Genomic DNA, 15,154 nt, shown 5'->3' with positions numbered 1-15,154 from the left:
GATTTCATGACCACTCGTAATGTTCTGGCGCTGCTGGGCGCACTGACTTTTGCCGTTTCGCCTGCTTTGGTGCCGCATGCTCCGGCTCAGGCCCCCAAGGCGGAAAGCACCGCGCATCAGCGCCTGCTGCCGCTGCAGGGCGGGCGCAATTTCCGCGATCTGGGCGGCTATCGCACGCAGGATGGGCATATCGTCAAATGGGGCGTGCTGTTCCGCTCGGGCTCGATGCATGGGCTGACGCCTGCCGATTACGCCTATCTGGAAAAGCTGGGCATCCGCACCGTCTGCGATTTCCGCGACGTGAACGAGCGCGGCGCGGAACCCGCCAACTGGCCCGCCGCCCATGCGCCCAAGGTGCTGAGCGACGATTACCATATGGACATGGCCATGGCGATGCCCACCGGCGACATGGCCCACTGGACCGCCGAGCAGTCGCGCGCCGCGCTGGCGTCCAGCTATCCCCGGCTGCTGACCCAGTTCAACGGCCAGTTCCGCCGCATGTTCGGCGAGCTTCTGGCGCATCGCGTGCCGCTGGCCTTCAACTGCACCGCGGGCAAGGATCGCACCGGCATCGCCGCCGCGCTGATCCTCACCGCGCTGGGCGTGCCGCGCGAGACGGTGATCGAGGATTATCTGCTCACCAACCGCTATCTCGACGCCGCCAAGCTGATGAGCAAGGACAGCAAGGCCACCGCCAGCGCTCCCTGGGCGAAGCTGCCGCCCGAGGTCTTGAAGCCGATGATGGCCGCCGACCGCAGCTATATCGAGGCGGTGTTCAAGGTGGTGGACCAGCATCCCGGCGGCGCGGACGGCTATCTCAAGGATGAGCTGGGTCTGTCGCATGCCGATCTGATCCGCCTGCGCAGCCTCTACACGCAGTGAAATGCGCGAACCCCGCGTCGATTGGCGCGGGGTTTCCCCCAAACTGTCATGAAAGAGGCCAATAGGCGGGGGCTCAAGCTGACAAGGGTCGGATCGGGGTGGATTGAACGGCGATGGACATGGATCTGCGCAAGCCTCGTGAAACGCGACTGACCCTGTTTCAGCTTGGCGTCTTTCCCTGCCGGTCCTGACCTTTCAGGCCATCGAACTGCCCTGGCGGATCTATCTGCCGGGGTTTTTCGCGCAGGTGCTGGGCCTGCCTCTGGCGATGGTGGGCGCCCTGCTGATGGGCATACGCCTCTTCGATATGGTTCTGGACCCTTTCATCGGTTGGGCCAGCGACCGCTTCCCCACCCGTTTTGGCCTGCGCCGCCCCTGGATGGCGGTGGGCGTGCCGCTGGTGGTGATGGGCACCTGGCAGGTCTTTTTCGCGCGGAGCGGGATCGGCATGCCCGCGCTCACCGCATGGTGTCTGGTGATGCATCTCGGCTATACGCTGATGCTGACCCCGCATGGCGGTTGGGGGCTGGAAATCGCGGCGGACGCGCATCAGCGCACGCGGATCATGGGCGCCAAAGTGTGGATCGCGGCGGCGGGTATGCCGCTGATCATCGTCCTGCCCAGCCTGATGGAGCGCCTGTGGGGCGCGGGTCGCGCCGGGCAGATGGCGGCGATGGGCGTGCTGCTGATGGTGTTGGCGCCCGTGTCGGTCCTGTTGGTGTTGCGCCAGATCCCCGAGCCGCCGGTCGACCGGGTGATGGCGCGGCGCGCGGTCAACCCGCTGCGCCTGCTTGGCACCATTCTGCGTGACCGGGCACTGGTGCAGATCCTCGGCCTCTATGCGCTGGTCGGGCTGGCGGATGCTTCCAGCGCGGGCACGTTCGTGTTCTTTGTCGAGCAGGGGCTCGGTCTCAAGGGGTGGGGCAGCACGCTGGTGTTGGTGCAGGGGCTGGTGGTGATCGTCACTTTGCCTTTGTGGGCGGCGATGAGCCGTCGCATCGGTAAAAGGCGCACGCTGCTTCTGGTCTATGGCTGGCAGGCGCTGATGGCACCGCTGGCGCTGGTTTTGCCGGGCGGGCAGATGGCGCCGCTCGTGCTGTTTCTGGTGCTGCGCAATATGAGCTGGGGCGCGGACTACATGCTGCTGCGCGCGATGGTCGCCGATGTCTGCGGGCAGGAGGCGGAGCAAGGGCTGCGCCGCTCGGGCAGTTATTACGCGCTGTTCAATGTGACGATCAAGCTGGCCATGGGGATCGGGATCGGCATGGCGCTGTGGGCTTTGGAACGAGCCGGTTTTACGCCGGGCCTTGCGCCCTCCGGCCATGCCGTTCTGGCACTGAGGCTGGTCTACAGCCTGCCATCCGCGCTGGCGGGCCTTGTCGGCGTGTTGCTTCTGGCTGGAGGCGTCGGCAGCAGGATGCGCGCGGCGTCTCACCCTGGGGCGCTGGTCTCGCGATAACGCAAAGCCTCGATCAGCACCGCAAAGCCCGAGGAATGCTGCCGACGGCTCGGGTAATAGAGGTGATAGCCGGGGAAGGGCGGGCACCAGTCCTCCAGCACGCGGACAAGACGGCCCTGCGCGATCAGCGGCAGCACCTGATCCTCGGTGATGTAGGCGATGCCCAGCCCGTCCATCGCGGCCTGAAGGGCCAGCGTGGTGTCATTGACGATCATCTGCCCGTCGACCCGCGCATTGAGCGCGCGCCCATCCTTCTCGAACTCCCAGGCATAGAGCCCGCCATAGGTGGGAAAGCGCAGGTTGATGCAATTGTGGCGCGCCAGATCATGCGGTACCAGCGGCGCGGCATGCCGGGCCAGATAGTCGGGCGAGGCGGCCGCCGCCATCCGCATGTCTGGCCCGATGCGCACGGCAATCATGTCCTGCGCCACAGTCTCGCCAAGGCGCACCCCGGCGTCGAACCTTTCGGCGACGATGTCCACGAAACCGGCGTCCGCGCTCAGTTCGACTTTCAGATCCGGATATTGCGCCAGCAGCGGGATCAGCGCCGGTTCCAGAATGCTGCGCGCCGCATGAGCGCTGGTGGTGATGCGGATCGTGCCCGAGGGACGGTCGCTCAGCGCGCTCAGGCTGGCGAGTTCGGCCTCGACGCCGTCGAAGAGCGCCCCAACGCTGAGCAGCAGGCGGTCGCCCGCCTCGGTCGGCACCACCTTGCGCGTGGTGCGGTTGAGCAGGCGGATGCCCAGCCTCTCCTCCAGCCCGCGGATCGCATGGCTGAGCGCCGAGGCCGAGACGCCCATCTGCGCGGCGGCGCGGGTAAAGCTGCGCTCCACCGCCACGGCGCGGAAGGCGAGCAGGTCGTTGAGATTGCTGCGGGCCATTGTTGAATCCAGCTCATAACCTGTTGCACATTGCGCAGTCTAATGCCGATCCGCGCGCAGGCCTAGAAGCCAGTTCACCCCCCACCGCAGTTTCACAGGAAGCCACCGATCATGGCTGACACCGTCCCACCAACATCAGTGACACAGCGCTGTTCGATGATGTCTGGCAGCGCCCCGGCCTGTCCCCGCGCGACCGCAGCCTGATCTCGCTCTATCACGCGAATGAACTGCCCAGGCCTTGTGACTATGGAATCCGGTCGGATTGCTTCGACTCCCATCAGGCCATGCACACATGGCAAGCTCATTATCATTATAAAATTTTCGAACCTTTCCCCTGTTGCGATGAGGAAACGACGGCCCGCCCATCTGACGGGCCGTTTCCCGCAGCTTTAGTGCGATATGCAGACTTTTGGTTTGCCTGGGCCATATGACACACAAAGCCCCTGCGGTGCGCCCGCTCTGGACGGATCGGATGAGCCGGTCTGATTGGTCATGTCTGCGGGATCGACATCATTGTTCGACGACGCTGCCTGCACGTCATTGACGCTGCTCTGAGCGTTGCTCGCAAGCGTGTTCTGGCTGACCGTGCGCGATGCCGCATCGCTCGCGGCCGGATTGACCGTCAGCGCGATGGCATTGGCCGGTGCCTGCACGAACACATAATTGCCCGCGTTCAGGCCGGAGCCCACGATCCCGTAGAGCCCAGGCGCCGATTGCGGCGTGGCGCTGCTGGTGAAGCTCAGCGTACCGGTTGTGGCGTTGGCCAGCGTGTCCTTGAGCAGAAAACCGGACACGCTTCCGGAAAAGACCGGATTGGCGGTGTTGGCAAAGCGGGTGGCCGGATCGGCGACATAGGTCAGCGTCGCTGGCGTCACGGCCAGATTCGCTCCGGTGTAGGTCACGGTATAATTGCTGCCCGCGGCAAGACTGCCCTGACCGATCGCATAGTTGCCGACATTGGCCCCCTGAACGGCACCGGTTGCCAGCGCTCCGCTGATGCTGTCTCCGCTGACGAGGCCGGTTTGCGTGTAGAGCAGCACCGGCATGCTCGCGCCATAGACCATGGACTGCCCGCTGTTGGCCGCGATGTTGAGCGCGGCCCGGTTGACCGTGTAATTGCCCGTCAAACCGGAAAAGCTGTAATTGCCCGCATCGGCGCCGCCGATGGTCGAGACGCTTTGGATTCCGGTATAGCTTCCGGCGTTAAGATGCCCGCTGCCGCTCAGATTGCCCGTGGTGGCGATGGTCACGGCGCCTGATGTCACGGTGTCGCCCGTCACCAGATTGGCGAAACTGACGGCGCCCGGCGTCAGGGCCGCACCATAGGTCGAGGAGCCGTTTGCAAGCGTGCCGGTCAGGGCCAGCTGGTTGACGGTGTAATCACCCGTCAAGCCGGAGAAGCTGTAATTGCCCGCGTCCGCGCCGCTGATGGAGGAAACGCTCTGGATGCCGGTGTAGCTGCCCGCCTTGAGGTTGCCGCTGCCGCTAAGGTTTCCGGTCGTCGCAATGCTGACTGCGCCCGGCGTCACCGCATCCCCGGCAAGCACATTGCCGAAGCTGACCGCGCCGGGTGTCAGCGGCGAACCATAGATGGAGGAACCCGCTCCGATCGTACCGGTCAGTGCCAACTGGCTGACGGTGTAATCGCCCGTCAAACCGGCGAAGCTGTAATTGCCCGCGTCCGCGCCGCTGATGGAGGAAACGCTCTGGATGCCGGTGTAGCTGCCCGCCTTGAGGTTGCCGCTGCCGCTAAGGTTTCCGGCCGTCGCGATGGTGACCGCGCCCGGCGTCACCGCATCCCCGGCAAGCACATTGCCGAAGCTGGCCGAACCGGGTGTCAGCGGCGAACCATAGGTCGAGGTGCCCGCCCCGATCGTGCCGTTCAATGCCAACTGGCTGACGGTGTAATTGCCGGTCAGCCCCGCAAAGCTGTAGTTGACGGCATCCGCGCCGCTGATGGCAGAGATGCTCTGAAGACCGGTGTAGCTGCCTGCCTTCAGATTGCCGCTGCCGCTGGTGTTGCCGCTGGTGGCGAAGGTCACCGGGCCTGCGGTCACGGCGTCACCCGTCAGCAGATTGCTGAAACTGACCGCCCCGGCGTTCAGCGCCGAGCCATAGGTCGAGCTGCCCGCGCCCAGCGTGCCGGTCAAGGCCAGAGGGCTGACGGTGTAATCGCCCAGCAGCCCGCCGAAGCTGTAATTACCGGCATCCGCCCCGCTGATCGTCGAAAGGCTCACGATACCGGTGTAAGTTCCGACCTTGAGGTGACCGCTGCCGCTGGTGTTGCCCGTTGTGGTGATCGTGGCCGCGCCCGCGACCACCGCATCACCCGTGACGAGATTGGTGAAAGTCGCCGCCCCCGGCGTCAGGGCGGCGCCATAGACTGACGAGCCTCCGGCCAGCGTGCCGCTCAGCGCCAATTGGTTGACGGTGTAATCGCCCGTCAAACCGGCGAAGCTGTAATTGCCCGCATCCGCGCCGCCGATGGAGGCGAGGCTTTCGATGCCGGTGTAGCTGCCCGCTTTGAGGTTGCCGCTGCCGCTGAGGTTTCCGGTCGTCGCGATGGTGACCGCGCCCGATGTTACCACATCCCCGGCAAGCACATTGCCGAAGCTGGCCGCACCGGGTGTCAGCGGCGAACCATAGGTCGAGGTGCCCGTCCCGATCGTGCCGGTCAGTGCCAACTGGTTGACGGTGTAATTGCCGGTCAGCCCCGCAAAGCTGTAGTTGGCGGAATCCGCTCCGCTGATGGCAGAGATGCTCTGGAGACCGGTGTAGCTGCCTGCCTTCAGATTGCCGCTGCCGCTGGTGTTGCCGCTGGTGGCGAAGGTCACGGGGCCTGCGGTCACGACGTCACCCGTCAGCAGATTGGTGAAGCTGGTGGTGCCAGCCATCAGCGCCGAACCATAGGTCGAGGAACCGGCGCTCAGCGTGCCGCTCAGCGCCAGCGGATTGACGGTGTAATCGCCCGTCAGCGTGGCCAATGTGTAATTGCCCGCGTCCGCGCCGCTGATGGTGGAAACGCTCTGGATGCCGGTGTAGCTGCCCGCCTTGAGGTTGCCGCTGCCGCTGGTGTTGCCGCTGGTGGCAAAGGTCACGCCCCCGGCGGTGACGACATCGCCCGACATCAGACTGGTCAGGATAACCGAGCCCGGTGCCAGTGGCGAACCGTAGGTCGACATGCCTGGGGACACCGAGCCGGTCAGCAGCCTTGGCGTGACGACATAATCGCCCGTCACCCCGGCGAAGGTGTAATTGCCCGCATCCGAGCCGGTCAGGCCCGAAATGCTCTGGATGCCGAGGTAGCTGCCCGCTTTGAGATAGCCGCCGGTGCTGGTGTTGCCGCTGGTGGCCACGGCGACGGTGGCCGAGACATTGCTTGCCCCACCAACCAGATTGGTGAAGTTGACCGCGCCCGGCGCCAGCGTGGCACCATAGGCTGAGCTGCCCGTGATGATGCTGCCGGTCAGCGCCAGCTTGTTGACGGTCAGCAGGCCGACGATATTGCCGGAGCTGGCAATCGAATAATTCGCGGCAGCAGAACCGGTGAGCGCTGAAACGCCTTGATAATAGACCCCTGCGGCCAAAGTGGCGGACAGGCTGACCAGCCCTGACAGCACACCACCGAGATAGGACGTATACAGGCTGACCGTTCCACTGACATTGGCCGGGTTGCCCGACAGGGTCACCGTTCCGGTCACAGCCTGCGTGCCAAATGTGCTGGAGGCATCGCCGACGATGTAGGTCAGTGGGGTGAGGACGGCCGAGGATTGGACCAACGTCGGATAGGATCCACTGCTGGCGCGCCAGAAGGATAAGGAGAAGCCGTTGGGCAGTCCGCCATTCTGAAGCTCGGCCGTGGTCAGCGGGGTGCCCGCGCCGTGATTGACCGTGCCGATGCCGGAGCTGGTGGCATCCCAGTAACCGTTGGTCACGGTTCCCGGAGATATATTCTCGCCCACCAGACCGCCGATATAGGTGCTGGCCCCGGCCGTGACCGCCCCGGTCGCATAGACATTCGACACGGCGCCGAAGTTGACGCCGATCAGCCCGCCCGTATCGCTGCCCGCGCCGGTGCCACCCTGCAGGCCGCCGCTTCCCGAACCGCCCCGCACCGCACCGGTTGCATAGGCGTTGGTGATGGTGCTGCCGGTCTCATTGAAGCCGACCAGCCCCCCGGCCCAGCTGTTGGGGCCGATGGCGGTGACGGTGCCGCTGGCATAGGCGCCGTTGATCGTGCCCCAATTGAAGCCGACCAATCCGCCCGCTTCGGCTGCGAACTGGTTGCTCGACAGGTTGACCGACGACCAGACGTTGGTCAGCGTTCCCGAATTGCTGCCTGCCAGCGTGCCGAGAAAAATGTTGCCGACGGCGTTGTTGATGACGCTGCCGCCATCAAGGCCGAGGTTGGACACGGTTCCGATGGAATTGGGGGTCTGCTGCGTGCCGATCGCACCGAACAGGCCGATGCTGGTTTCAGAGGGGTTGGTGACATTGATCTTCAGATTCTTGATCGTGTTGTTCAACCCGTTGAAATTGCCGGTGAACACATCTGGCCCGTTGATCCAGGGCGCGATGGGGCTTTGCGTATAGGTGTTGCCGCCCATGTCGATGGGCTGGGCCAGGGCGTAATTGCCCGCCAGATTGGTGTTGATGTTGAGCAGATCGGCCACACTGTGGATCAGCGTATAGGTGGTGCTGTTGATCGACAGTGAGGCATTGCTGCCCAGCATTTGGACCCGGCCGCCGCTGTTGAAGGTCAGCATGCCGCCGCTGCTGGTGCCGTCAGCATTGTTGTTGGTGGTCAGGCTCAACCCGCCATTGCCGGAAGCGGTGACAGGTGCGTTGAAAATGATGCTGTGGAAGGCGCTGAGCGTCAGGCTGTTGCTCGAACTCCAGGTGATCGCGCTGTTGACGTAGATGTCGCCGGGGCCAACTGAGATAGGGGGAGCGCTCGAGAGTCCGCCGCCGCTTACAGAATTCGCTGCTGTTTGCAGAAAAACATTGTTGTTGGCCAGATTGTTGGAGATGTCGCTGGCGGTCGTTGCATCAATTGTAACATCGGCAGGGTCGATCAGCCATGTGCCCGTGCTGCCATGTGCCGCGCTGGTGTCGACATGGATGCCGGTGAAATCGACGGTGTTGCCGGAGGTCTCGACCAAACCACCCTTGCCAGTCGCTCCCAGGGCGCGAGCGGTCAGCGTGCCATTGGCGGTCACCTCATGGCCCAGCACCATGATGTGGCCGGCATCGCCGCTGGCGCTGTCGACATTGATCGTGCCGCTCAGCAGCACATTGCCGCTCTCGCCCGAGACATTGCGGGCATTGATGCTGCCCGGCAGGTTGACGATGTTGCGCACCGCATCGCGCGCCTGAGCGCCCGTCAGCGCCGCTGCCGCGCCATTGGTGGTCAGCGCGGCGTCGGTGGGCAGGGCGACCTGCAGAAAGCTGTCGCCATTGAGGTCGAGCGTTGCGGTGGTGCCCGCGCCGATCACCACCTGCCCGGCGGGGGCCAGGATCAGGCCCGTGTTGCTGACGCTGCCGCCCAGCAGGCCGACATAGCCGCCGGTCTTCGTGGTGATCGTGCCAGCATTGCCGATGGCGCCGCCCGTGCCGCCAAAGGCGCCCTTACCCGCCAGAAAATCGGCGTCCGCGATGTCCAGCGTGGAGGCGACGAAGCCGCGCCCGACATTGACCACGCCCGATTTGGTGATCTGGATGCCATTGGGGTTGATCAGATAGACGCTGCCATTGGCGCTGATCTGGCCCGCGATGGTCGAGGCGGTGGTGCCCGTCACGCGGTTGAGCGTGGCGCTGCCCGCGTCAGGCTGGTTGAAGGTCACGCCATGCCCGGCGGCGACGTCGAAACTTTGCCAGTTGATGATGGCCTTGGCGCTCGACTGGTTGATCGACAGGGTGCCGCCCGTGGGTACGCCGATCTGCGCCTGCCCAGAAGCGACCGTGCCGCCCACCGGTAGCGACGCCTGCGCCAGGGCCGGGCTGGAGGTCATCGTGGCCAGCAGGGCCAGGACGCTGCTGCTGGCGCCAAGTGTGAGCTTTGTGAAACGCTGCATCTGCCGCCCCCTCAATACCGAACCGTGAAGCTGAACGAGACCCGCGTGGGGTTCTGCGGCAGCGTCGTGCTGTGGCCATGGCTGACTTCGACCATGCTGAAACCGGTCAGGCCCGTGTCATAGGCCGCCACCAGCATGCGCAGGCCGCCGCCAAAGGCCCATGTGTTGATGTTCTCCGCCTCCAGCACCGTCGGGTTGCTGACATGGCCATAGCCCACCGCGCCAAAGGCATAGGGGGTGATCAGGCTGCGGTTCTGCCGCCCATAAGGCATGGCCCGCGCCAGCTCGGCGCGGCCCGTCACGCCGCTGTCGGCGTTGACCGAGCCTTGCGAGAAGCTGGAGAGCGCATCGCTGCCATCGAGCGAGAACTGGGCCGGGGCGGGGAGCACGCCCGAAAGCGAGGCCTGCCCGCGCGCGATGGTCGTCAGGCTTAAACCCTCGCCCAATTGCGTGTCGCTGCGCCAGTGGCCGCCCAGCTTGCTGAAATCAGGCTTGGCCCCCTGCCGCGTGAAGGGGATGTTGGTGGCGATGACATCGCTCAGCTTGCGTGCGCCCAGTCCGGCGATGCCTTGCGTGAACTGCGCATCGGTGGCGATCACCGTGCTGGCGGCCAGCGATCGCGACCAGTTGAGGCCAATGTTGGCCATGCGCAGCCGGTCATGGTTGAGGGTGAGGCCGAAAGCCTTGGCTTCCTCGGTTTCGGCGAGCAGATCGAAGCTGGCCGACAGGCCGAGCCTTTCCCGCCGCGTGCGGATCAGGGGATAGGCCGCCCGGAAGGACAGGCGTTCGAAATGGCCAGTGACCTGAACGCCGCCCTGCGGCACGCGCGGATTTGTATCGACCACCGTATATTCGGGGTTGAAGGTCAGCCCGTTGTCGCCCAGCGCGAAGATGGCGCCAAGGCCCAGCACGCGGCGGCGCGGCGCGCCGTCGAACAGCGTGCCGATGTCCGGCCCGGTGGTCGCCTGAGCGTAGAGCTGTTCGCCCAGCCCCAGCACCGAATTGAGCGCCACCTGTGCAGAAAGTGCCTGGTTCTCATAAGCATAGCCCAGATCGTTTTCGAGACTCAGGGAAGCCGAGATCGGGCGATATTTAGCTTCGAGGATCAGGCGGGTGGCCCCTACCGCGCTGCCCCGTATCAGGGTGGTGCGCAATTGCACCCCCGGCACATCGCCCGCCAGCAGCACGCGCCGCTCGATCTGCGCCAGGGTCAGGCCCTTGGCTCCGACCAGACTGCCCACCCGCTTGCGGACCGCCGTGCGCACGCGGGCCGGAACGCCGCTGGCATCGACATCCTCAATATAGCCATCGACGATCAGGAAGCGTACATCCCCGCCATCGACAATGCGCTGCGGCGGCAGGGTGACACGGGTCAGCACGAAACCGGCCCGCGCATAGGCGGCCTCGATCCGTCCCGCGGCGGCGTAGATTTCAGAGACCTTCACGCTGTGCCCGGCCAGCTCGGCGGTGACTTGCCGGGAGATTGCGGCGAATTCCGGGCGACCGCCTTCCACCAGAACCTGGCGCAACGTCACATTCAGCCGATCCGCGCCCGGCGGTGCATCGGCCGTGGCGTGTTCGGGCAGAGCGATGGCGCCCGTTTCATCAGCCTTCAAGGGGGCCAGACTTTCAGGTGCCACGCGGCTTGCCGAAGGCGCCGTCTGGGCGATGGCAGGCGATGCCGTAAGAAATGCAGCCGCGAACACGACAGACGCACGCCACATGGCGCGCGAATCGCGCGTTTGACATTTCTTCATTGTATAGATGCCCCTACTATAAAAAATATATTTAGGCGTGGCAATATCGACAGGCCCGCTTTCGGCGTTTCACTTACTTGTCAGATGTTACCTAATGCTGAATTTCAACATGAGGATATTTTTACGTAAGGTGCTGGATTTACTGTCAAGGCCGATGGACCAGCCGTGACAAGCATTCTTCATTTCTAAGTTTTGAGTATGCGTCAATCGCTGGAGACAGGGGCACCCGCGATCAAGGTTCTGCGTCGGAAAATAGTGTCGCCGCAACAGGTGAAAGCTCTGATGGCGGGAGAGATCGATCTCGGCATGGGGGTGCTACTGGGGCAGGAGGATGCCACCCAGCCCCGGATCCGCCTGACCATGGCCGAGGACGATGCAGGGCTGATCGAACAGGCCGGGTCGGCAACAGTGATTACCGGGTAATCGCTTTGCAGAGTAGGTCTTGCGCCGGCTTGAGCCGCGCCGCCACTGACGCGGGAATCCCATAGGTCTCCAGCATCGGCGCGACCGGATGGAAGGCCATGATGGTTCGACCATCGGCATCCTGTCTTACCAGCACACGCAGGGGTAGATCCAGAGCACTTGCCGGGGATGCCAGCATGATCATCGTACCGCCCTCGGCCTTCCCATAGATGAGGACTGTGCTCGGCGGCATCTCAAGCCCTGCCGCCCCTGCATTTGCAGCATGATCTATGACCGCGAACAACTGCATGCCGGCCTTGATGATGGCTTCGGAGAGGCGGTCCACTGTCTGGTCGAAAGCGAACGAACTCTGATGTTCGGATAACACCTTGTCATCAATGGGAAGCATACATCCCTCCAGAAAAACGCATACCGGTCAGCCTGATTTTGTTGTTCAGAGCCCTAGTCAACAAGATGGAATGAATGGCGGCTTTTAGGAAGGTAAATCGAAATGTTGGATAACCGCTTTGTCCGCGGGCGGTGGCTGAGTTTGGACTTGGGCTCCCGCAGGGCGAGGCGTGTGATGACGAAGCCACCCTGCGCCAACACCTGCACGAAATAGGCATAGTCATTGAGATCATCGCCCATCATCGTTCCCTGTATGGAACGATAAGTCTCATTTTTGCCGACTACAGCGCCAATCGTTCCGGGTTCATCTCCTCCTCACCGGCGCAACACCGCGCCGCTTCGATCAGAAGGAGCATGAACCATGGCACAGGATTTCAACAACAAGGTGGTGGTCGTGACCGGCGGCACCTCGGGCATCGGTCTGGCAACCGCGCAGGCCTTTGCGGCGGCTGGCGCATCGGTGTTCATCACCGGCCGCCGTCAGGAGGCCCTCGATGCGGCGGTCAGGGCCATCGGAGGACGGGTGACCGGCGTGCGCGGCGACATGTCCAATCTGGCCGACATCGACCGGCTCTATGATGTCGTCCAGCAGCAGCATGCGCAGATCGACGTGGTCTTCGCCAATGCCGGCGGCGGTGAATTTGCCCCCCTCGGCGCGATCAGCGAGGAGCATTACCAGAGCACCTTCGACACCAATGTGAAGGGCGTGCTCTTCACCGTGCAGAAGGCGCTTCCGCTGCTGCGCGACGGGGCCTCGGTGGTGCTCACCAGCTCGGTGACGGCGATCACCGGCACGGCGGCCTTCAGCGTCTATTCGGCCACCAAGGCGGCGGTGCGCAATTTCGCGCGCAGCTGGATCCTGGATCTGAAGGACCGCCATATCCGCGTCAATGCCGTCAGCCCCGGCCCGATCGAGACCGCCGGTCTGGTCGAGCTGGCGGGCCCCGATGCCGCCGCCCAGCAGGGCCTGCTGGACTTTATGGCGGGGCAGGTGCCGCTGGGCCGCGTCGGCCAGCCCGAGGAGATCGCCAAGGCGGTGCTGTTCCTCGCCTCGGATCAGGCCAGCTTCGTCAATGGCATCGAGCTCTTCGTCGATGGCGGCATGGCCCAGATCTGAACTGACGGGCAGCGGGCGGCGCACTGGCGCCGCCCGCCCCCATCAAGCCCCCTTTCGAAGGAGATTGATCATGATCCAGTCCACCGAGAATCCCGACCGCATCCGCACCCTGCTCACCCGCAATCTGCAGGAGGTCTTTGGCGAAGGCGACGATGCCCGCCGCCGCGCCGCCATTGCACAGCTCTGGGCGGAAGATGGCGTGCTGTATGCCCCTCCGGGCATGATTGTCGGGCATGAGGCGATTGACAGCTTTGCCGGTGCCTTGCGCGCCACCCATCCTGATTTCGTCTACACGCCCCATGGTGCCTCGCAGGTGTTGCAGGATGCCGGGCGTCTGGCCTGGGGTTCGGGGCGTCCGGGCGAGGCTCCGGCCTACACCGGTTGGGATGTGATCATCGTGAAGGACGGAAAGATCGCGGCACTCTATGTCTTTCTGGACGAAGCTTCGGATGAACATCGCCAGACTGCTTCGCGGCCCGGTCTCTGATCACACCTCTCCGGGGTTTCATATTGCTGACGCGTTGTGGATTTGGCCGCCTCATGCGTATGACGGACATATGCCGGAGCATGCTTCCTCCTATCCCGCCGCATGGCTGACGGATCTCGATCGGCAATATCGCGCCTCGCTACTGGCGTTTTTCCGTCGCCGCACCGGCAACCCGGCCGAGGCCGAGGATATGGTGCAGGAGGTCTTCGCCCGCATCTATGCCACCGCCGGGCTGGAGCGCGAGACGGCGGGGGCCTATATTTTCCGCGCCGCGGGCCAATCTTCTGCATGACCGCGCCAGACGCGAGGGCGTGCGCGCGGCCTGGCGCGAGGAGGCCATCACCCAGAATGAAATCGCGGTGGAAAGCCGCGATCCCGAGCGGGTTCTGGCCGGGCAACAGGCCTTGGGCGCGATCCAGCGGGCATTGAACAGCCTGCCCGAGCGGACGCGGGTCATCTTCGTGCTTTATCGGCTGGAAGGCATGGCCCGCAAGGATATCGCCGAAAGCTTCGGCCTCTCGGTCAGCGCGGTGGAGAAGCATATCGCCAAGGCCATGAAGCTGCTGATGGCGCTGCGCGAGGACTGGCAATGAGCCCGGCTCTCCCTGATGTCGAGGAGGTGGCCATTGGCTGGGCGCTGCGCCATGTCGAGGGCGAGATGGGCTTCGAGGAGATCGAGCGCTTTGCCGACTGGCTGCAGCAAAGCCCCGATCACGGCGAGGCCTTCGACCGCGCCATGGCCGGTTGGGCCATGCTGGAAGGCCCGCGCTTCGAGCCGGAAATCCTCGCCCTGCGCAGCGAGGCGCTCGATGCCCTGCATGCGGTGCAGAGCAGGCGTTGGCGCGCGCGCTGGCGCCTGCCTGCGGCCAAACACATGGCGCTGGCGGCGGCAGGCCTCTCGCTGGTGGTCGGCGCCGGGCTGTGGTTGTGGCTGAAGCCCGACCGCTATGAGACCGGCACCGGCGAGCGGCGCGTGGTGGCGCTGGCGGATGGCTCGCAACTGGCGATGGATGCACAGACCAAAGTCACCGTGGACTATCGCGCCGATGGGCGGCATCTGGTGCTGGAGCAGGGCAGGGCCACCTTCACCGTCGCCAAGGACCCGCTGCACCCTTTCTCGGTGGCCAGCCATGGCAGTCTGGTGGTGGCGACGGGCACGCAATTCGGCATGGAATGGCTGGGCGACCAGACCCGCGTGGTGCTCTACGAAGGCCATGTGGCGATCCTGCGCAACCAGGGCGACCGGCTGGTGCCGGGCCTGTTGGCAGGCCGCCAGCACGGCATCACCGCCGACACCATGCTGATCCCCGGTCGCGAGGCGGTGGTGCCCGAAAGCAAGGCGGCGGTCAGCGTTCATGATCTGGCCGATCCCCGTAGCGAAAGGGCGTGGGAGCAGGGGCAGATCGATGTTGCCGACGAGCCTTTGGGCGTGGTGGCGGCGCGGATGAACCGCTATCTGCCGGGGCCGCATCTGCTGGTGGCGCCCGACGCCGCGCAGGTCCGTATCAGCGGCCTGTTCAATGCCGGGGATCTTGAGGCCTTTGTGGGCGGCGTGACCCATGTGTTCCCTTTGGTGGCCGAAAGGCAGGGGGATGGAAGTTTCTGTTTGCGGGGGGCAAGCAACTCTACGGCGCCCTGTCGCTGAGGCTTTGGTGGACTGACGCGTATTCCCAAGTAGTTTGGTAGA

General features: G+C 64.5%; 13 protein-coding genes. 8 read left to right on the top strand and 5 right to left on the bottom strand.

Annotated elements, in window-relative coordinates; genetic code table 11:
* Positions 1–6: 6 nt before the first annotated feature.
* Positions 7–882 (top strand): tyrosine-protein phosphatase, encoded by an 876-nt coding sequence (locus tag ABDW49_RS24660; protein ID WP_343616124.1) that lies wholly within the window; start codon positions 7–9, stop codon positions 880–882.
* 178 nt (positions 883–1,060) lie between these two features.
* Positions 1,061–2,341 (top strand): MFS transporter, encoded by a 1,281-nt coding sequence (locus ABDW49_RS24655; protein ID WP_343617389.1) that lies wholly within the window; start codon positions 1,061–1,063, stop codon positions 2,339–2,341.
* Here ABDW49_RS24655 and ABDW49_RS24650 read toward each other — a convergent pair.
* From ABDW49_RS24650 to ABDW49_RS24640, 3 genes are all read right to left on the bottom strand, one after another.
* On the bottom strand, positions 2,314–3,222 hold the full coding sequence (locus tag ABDW49_RS24650; protein WP_343616122.1) for a LysR family transcriptional regulator: 909 nt from the start codon (positions 3,220–3,222) through the stop codon (positions 2,314–2,316). The two genes, ABDW49_RS24655 and ABDW49_RS24650, sit on opposite strands and share 28 nt — an antisense overlap.
* 389 nt (positions 3,223–3,611) lie before the next feature.
* Positions 3,612–9,296, bottom strand: a complete 5,685-nt coding sequence (locus tag ABDW49_RS24645; protein WP_343616120.1) for an MBG domain-containing protein — start codon at positions 9,294–9,296, stop codon at positions 3,612–3,614.
* An 11-nt stretch (positions 9,297–9,307) separates the two neighbouring features.
* Positions 9,308–11,053: a ShlB/FhaC/HecB family hemolysin secretion/activation protein gene (locus ABDW49_RS24640; RefSeq protein ID WP_343616118.1), complete on the bottom strand. Its 1,746-nt coding sequence runs from the start codon at positions 11,051–11,053 to the stop codon at positions 9,308–9,310.
* Positions 11,054–11,335: 282 nt separating this feature from the next.
* On the opposite strand from ABDW49_RS24640, the gene ABDW49_RS24635 reads away from it, so the two are divergent.
* Positions 11,336–11,476, top strand: coding sequence for a hypothetical protein (locus ABDW49_RS24635; protein WP_343616116.1), 141 nt, complete (start codon positions 11,336–11,338; stop codon positions 11,474–11,476).
* Here ABDW49_RS24635 and ABDW49_RS24630 read toward each other — a convergent pair.
* Positions 11,466–11,864 carry a DUF302 domain-containing protein gene (locus ABDW49_RS24630; RefSeq protein ID WP_343616114.1) on the bottom strand — a complete coding sequence of 133 codons (399 nt, stop codon included), beginning with the start codon at positions 11,862–11,864 and terminating at the stop codon, positions 11,466–11,468. The two genes, ABDW49_RS24635 and ABDW49_RS24630, sit on opposite strands and share 11 nt — an antisense overlap.
* 53 nt (positions 11,865–11,917) lie before the next feature.
* Positions 11,918–12,106, bottom strand: coding sequence for a hypothetical protein (locus tag ABDW49_RS24625; protein ID WP_343616112.1), 189 nt, complete (start codon positions 12,104–12,106; stop codon positions 11,918–11,920).
* A gap of 118 nt (positions 12,107–12,224) precedes the next feature.
* Between ABDW49_RS24625 and ABDW49_RS24620 the strand changes: the two genes are divergently transcribed.
* The 5 genes from ABDW49_RS24620 to ABDW49_RS24600 all read left to right on the top strand — a co-directional run bounded on the left by ABDW49_RS24620 (position 12,225) and on the right by ABDW49_RS24600 (position 15,112).
* On the top strand, positions 12,225–12,980 hold the full coding sequence (locus ABDW49_RS24620) for an SDR family oxidoreductase (RefSeq protein ID WP_343616110.1): 756 nt from the start codon (positions 12,225–12,227) through the stop codon (positions 12,978–12,980).
* Between the two features lie 70 nt (positions 12,981–13,050).
* Complete coding sequence (locus tag ABDW49_RS24615; protein ID WP_343616108.1) at positions 13,051–13,467, top strand: nuclear transport factor 2 family protein; 417 nt, start codon at positions 13,051–13,053, stop codon at positions 13,465–13,467.
* Positions 13,468–13,537: 70 nt separating this feature from the next.
* Positions 13,538–13,759: a sigma factor gene (locus tag ABDW49_RS24610; protein WP_343616106.1), complete on the top strand. Its 222-nt coding sequence runs from the start codon at positions 13,538–13,540 to the stop codon at positions 13,757–13,759.
* 19 nt (positions 13,760–13,778) lie between these two features.
* Positions 13,779–14,060, top strand: coding sequence for a sigma-70 family RNA polymerase sigma factor (locus tag ABDW49_RS24605; protein ID WP_343616104.1), 282 nt, complete (start codon positions 13,779–13,781; stop codon positions 14,058–14,060).
* Positions 14,057–15,112 (top strand): FecR domain-containing protein, encoded by a 1,056-nt coding sequence (locus tag ABDW49_RS24600; RefSeq protein WP_343616102.1) that lies wholly within the window; start codon positions 14,057–14,059, stop codon positions 15,110–15,112. The genes ABDW49_RS24605 and ABDW49_RS24600 overlap by 4 nt, the downstream gene beginning before the upstream one ends.
* Positions 15,113–15,154 lie beyond the last annotated feature (42 nt).

The organism is Novosphingobium sp. (assembly GCF_039595395.1).
In the GTDB taxonomy this organism is placed as follows: Bacteria; Pseudomonadota; Alphaproteobacteria; order Sphingomonadales; family Sphingomonadaceae; genus Novosphingobium.
Note: the sequence above shows the minus strand (reverse complement) of the source record. Positions and strands in the feature narration are given on the sequence as shown.

Excerpts from the sequence above, each read along its gene's own strand:
- ABDW49_RS24660 (WP_343616124.1), top strand. The coding sequence starts at position 7 with ATGACCACTCGTAATGTTCTGGCGCTGCTGGGCGCACTGACTTTTGCC.
- ABDW49_RS24650 (WP_343616122.1), bottom strand. The coding sequence starts at position 3,222 with ATGGCCCGCAGCAATCTCAACGACCTGCTCGCCTTCCGCGCCGTGGCG.
- ABDW49_RS24645 (WP_343616120.1), bottom strand. The coding sequence starts at position 9,296 with ATGCAGCGTTTCACAAAGCTCACACTTGGCGCCAGCAGCAGCGTCCTG.
- ABDW49_RS24640 (WP_343616118.1), bottom strand. The coding sequence starts at position 11,053 with ATGAAGAAATGTCAAACGCGCGATTCGCGCGCCATGTGGCGTGCGTCT.
- ABDW49_RS24635 (WP_343616116.1), top strand. The coding sequence starts at position 11,336 with ATGGCGGGAGAGATCGATCTCGGCATGGGGGTGCTACTGGGGCAGGAG.
- ABDW49_RS24630 (WP_343616114.1), bottom strand. The coding sequence starts at position 11,864 with ATGCTTCCCATTGATGACAAGGTGTTATCCGAACATCAGAGTTCGTTC.
- ABDW49_RS24625 (WP_343616112.1), bottom strand. The coding sequence starts at position 12,106 with ATGATGGGCGATGATCTCAATGACTATGCCTATTTCGTGCAGGTGTTG.
- ABDW49_RS24620 (WP_343616110.1), top strand. The coding sequence starts at position 12,225 with ATGGCACAGGATTTCAACAACAAGGTGGTGGTCGTGACCGGCGGCACC.
- ABDW49_RS24615 (WP_343616108.1), top strand. The coding sequence starts at position 13,051 with ATGATCCAGTCCACCGAGAATCCCGACCGCATCCGCACCCTGCTCACC.
- ABDW49_RS24610 (WP_343616106.1), top strand. The coding sequence starts at position 13,538 with ATGCCGGAGCATGCTTCCTCCTATCCCGCCGCATGGCTGACGGATCTC.
- ABDW49_RS24600 (WP_343616102.1), top strand. The coding sequence starts at position 14,057 with ATGAGCCCGGCTCTCCCTGATGTCGAGGAGGTGGCCATTGGCTGGGCG.